The sequence below is a fragment of the Mesorhizobium sp. M7A.F.Ca.CA.002.15.2.1 genome, from assembly GCF_003998715.1.
Classification (GTDB): domain Bacteria; phylum Pseudomonadota; class Alphaproteobacteria; order Rhizobiales; family Rhizobiaceae; genus Mesorhizobium; species Mesorhizobium ciceri.
This window is the reverse complement of sequence record NZ_RZPI01000727.1, coordinates 1-2,658: the sequence shown is the minus strand read 5'-3', so window position 1 is coordinate 2,658 and position 2,658 is coordinate 1. Positions and strand designations below refer to the sequence as shown.

Genomic DNA, 2,658 nt, shown 5'->3' with positions numbered 1-2,658 from the left:
GTCACGCGACGTCTTCATCCGCAAGCCGATGGTGCCACGGCTCGACCGCTGCATCCGCGTCAGCGTCGGCCTCGATCACGAGCTCGACATTTTTGCCGAGGAACTTCCCGGTGCTTTGGCGGCAGCGCGGGGTAATTAGGATACCGCTGGCGCGCAACCGGCAGCAAAAGCCGCCTACAAATCCATTTCCCAGGTCTGGCCGGTCAGATCCTTGCCGAAGCTGCGGTGGTGCTCCTGCGAGACCAGCCTGAAGCCGGCACGTTCGTAGATCGCGCGCGCCGCAACGAGGATGTCGTTGGTCCACAGAACTAGCTTGGCGTAGCCGCAAGCCCGGGCCTGGTTCACGCATTCCGCCACCAGTCGTTTGCCGATGCCGAAGCCGCGCGCCGACGCCTCGACATGCAGCATTCTCAGCTTGGCCACCTTATCATCCTGATGAACCAGGAACACCGCGCCGACCGGCTGACCACCGCGCTCGGCGATCCAGCAGAAATCGCGGCCGGGCACGAAATTGCGAATGAAATCGGCGCCGATCTCGGCGAGCATGGCCTCGAACTCGATCGTCCAGCCATATTCCTCGGCATAAAGTTGGGCCTGGCGCTGCACGACCCAGCCGACATCGCCGACGCGGTGCGGCCGCAACGTCACCTCGCCGCTTTCACGGGTGGGATCACCCAGCAATTCCCCCGCCTTGCGCAAGGCGCTGCGCAGTTCATGCAACCTGTCGTCGGGTACGCTTTCGATCAGCCGCGCCGTATCCCGATCGGCCGCCGCCTGCAGCCTGGCAAGCGCTGCCTCGCCCCTTGCGGTCAGCGAGAGGACCCTTCGGCGCCGGTCAGCCGGGTCCGTTCTGGCCTCGGTCAGCCCCTGGCCCGCGAACTTGCGCAGGATCCGCGTCAGATAGGCGGCATCGACACGCAATTGTCTCGATATTTCGGAGGCCGCCGGGCCATTCTCGAGCCGAAAAGCCCCAACCAGGAAACCTCGCTCGCCGGCGATTTCGGCGGAAGCCGGGTTGCTGCGGTGACCCAGTTCGAACAGCACGCGCGCCTCGGTCAAAGTGAATGCACTTTGTGTCAGCGTCTCGTCGAGAAGGCCGACAGTGCGCGTGTAGAAGCGATTGAAGCGCCGGACATCGGCCACCAATGCGTTGCGTTCGTCCAACATTTGCGGCCAGCTCCTAATAAAGCAGTTCCATTTTCCTAAATTAGTGGACTGAGTCAATTAAATTCAAGGCCAGAAGGCCAGCTAAAGCCGGAAGGCCCAGCTATTGCGTCCGCGCGCAGGTTGCATTCCTCAGGCCGTGCGCCAGATTCAAAACGAGACAGGCTTGGAGAGATTCATGGCTGGTCATCGCAGGAAAGTGCACGCACGCGTCTACGGTAACGTGCAAGGCGTCGGCTTCAGAGCCTGGGCCCGGGATGAGGCCACGGGCCTTGGTCTTGCGGGCTGGGTTTGCAATGAAGCGGACGGGTCCGTAACGGCCGAGATCGCAGGCCTCGATGAGGAGGTCTCGACAATGATCGAGCGCCTCTGGAAAGGGCCGGCCGGGGCTTTGGTTTCCAAGGTCGACGTCGAGGAGTTGGAGGCAGACAACGCCTCTGTTGGGTTCAGAATCGTGGCATGAAGGCGGATTTGGATTGAGCGCCTTGAATTAATTAAACGTTCGTTTTATTATTGCTCCGCAGAGGAGCTGACATGGCACGCACCGCCGGGTCTGATGGCGAAAAGACCGAAGCGACCATTCGTGAGGCGGCGGTCAATCTGATCGCGCGTTTTGGCTACGAGGCGATGTCGATGCGACAGCTCGCCGCCGAGGTCGGCGTACAGGCGGCCGCACTCTACCGCTACTTTCCGACCAAGGAAGAGCTTCTGTTCACGCTGATGCGCGAGCACATGGAAGGTTTGACCGAAGCGTGGGAAACAGCTCGCCCGGTTAATGCGGATCCCGTGCAGCGGCTTTCGGCCTATGTCGAAAACCACATCACTTTCCACATCGAGCGACGGCACGCCACGCATGTGTCGAACATGGAATTGCGCAGCCTGTCGCCGGAAAGGCTGACGCAGATCCTGCGCATGCGCACTGCCTACGAGAAGGAGCTGCGCACCATCCTGCGCGACGGCGCCGAGACGGGCACCTTCAGCATCGACGACACCGGGCTGACCGCCATGGCGCTGATCCAGATGATGACCGGCGTCATCGTCTGGTTTCGGCCGGGCGAACGGCTGTCGATCGCTGAAGTGACCACAACATATCTTTCAATGACAATGCGGCTCGTCGGCGCGAAGATCGACGCCTACGGCGCCGCGCGTCCCTTCGGACGCGCAAAGGACGCTGCAGCATTTTGATTCGCGCATGATCCCTTTCCGAAATCAAAGTCGATTTTCGAGGTCATGCGCAGGGAGGAGAAAAATGTACACCAACACGCTCAGCTTCGGGCATGACGAAGAGATCGAGGCGCTGCGCGACATGGTGCGGCGCTTTGCCCAGGACCGGATCGCGCCGATCGCCGCCGACATCGATCGCTCGAACGAATTCCCGGCGCATCTGTGGGGCGAATTCGGCGCGCTCGGCCTGCTCGGCATCACCGCCGACCCCGATTTCGGCGGCAGGTATTTTTCCTTCTGCGCCTGCGTCGCCCAGCGGTTGATCTGGTT

The 2,658-nt window shown here is 61.6% G+C and carries 4 protein-coding genes and 1 pseudogene; 4 read left to right on the top strand and 1 reads right to left on the bottom strand.

From position 1 onward, the window contains the following. Nucleotides 1–139, top strand: a pseudogene (locus ENZ74_RS35390) (pyridoxal phosphate-dependent aminotransferase); the annotation flags it as partial. Nucleotides 140–174: 35 nt separating this feature from the next. Here the strand turns inward: ENZ74_RS35390 and ENZ74_RS28285 are convergent. Beyond that, nucleotides 175–1,167 carry a helix-turn-helix domain-containing GNAT family N-acetyltransferase gene (locus ENZ74_RS28285; protein ID WP_013532604.1) on the bottom strand — a complete coding sequence of 331 codons (993 nt, stop codon included), beginning with the start codon at nucleotides 1,165–1,167 and terminating at the stop codon, nucleotides 175–177. A gap of 175 nt (nucleotides 1,168–1,342) precedes the next feature. Between ENZ74_RS28285 and ENZ74_RS28280 the strand changes: the two genes are divergently transcribed. The 3 genes from ENZ74_RS28280 to ENZ74_RS28270 form a co-directional block, all read left to right on the top strand. Continuing rightward, nucleotides 1,343–1,627 (top strand): acylphosphatase, encoded by a 285-nt coding sequence (locus ENZ74_RS28280; protein WP_013532605.1) that lies wholly within the window; start codon nucleotides 1,343–1,345, stop codon nucleotides 1,625–1,627. 71 nt (nucleotides 1,628–1,698) lie between these two features. Next, complete coding sequence (locus ENZ74_RS28275) at nucleotides 1,699–2,349, top strand: TetR/AcrR family transcriptional regulator (protein WP_013532606.1); 651 nt, start codon at nucleotides 1,699–1,701, stop codon at nucleotides 2,347–2,349. Between the two features lie 64 nt (nucleotides 2,350–2,413). After that, a partial coding sequence (locus ENZ74_RS28270) for an acyl-CoA dehydrogenase family protein (protein ID WP_206522344.1) occupies nucleotides 2,414–2,658 on the top strand: 245 nt, incomplete at its 3' end.

What these genes read in the sequence shown, in the direction of transcription:
- ENZ74_RS28285 (WP_013532604.1), bottom strand. Translation starts at nt 1,167, where the DNA reads ATGTTGGACGAACGCAACGCATTGGTGGCCGATGTCCGGCGCTTCAAT.
- ENZ74_RS28280 (WP_013532605.1), top strand. Translation starts at nt 1,343, where the DNA reads ATGGCTGGTCATCGCAGGAAAGTGCACGCACGCGTCTACGGTAACGTG.
- ENZ74_RS28275 (WP_013532606.1), top strand. Translation starts at nt 1,699, where the DNA reads ATGGCACGCACCGCCGGGTCTGATGGCGAAAAGACCGAAGCGACCATT.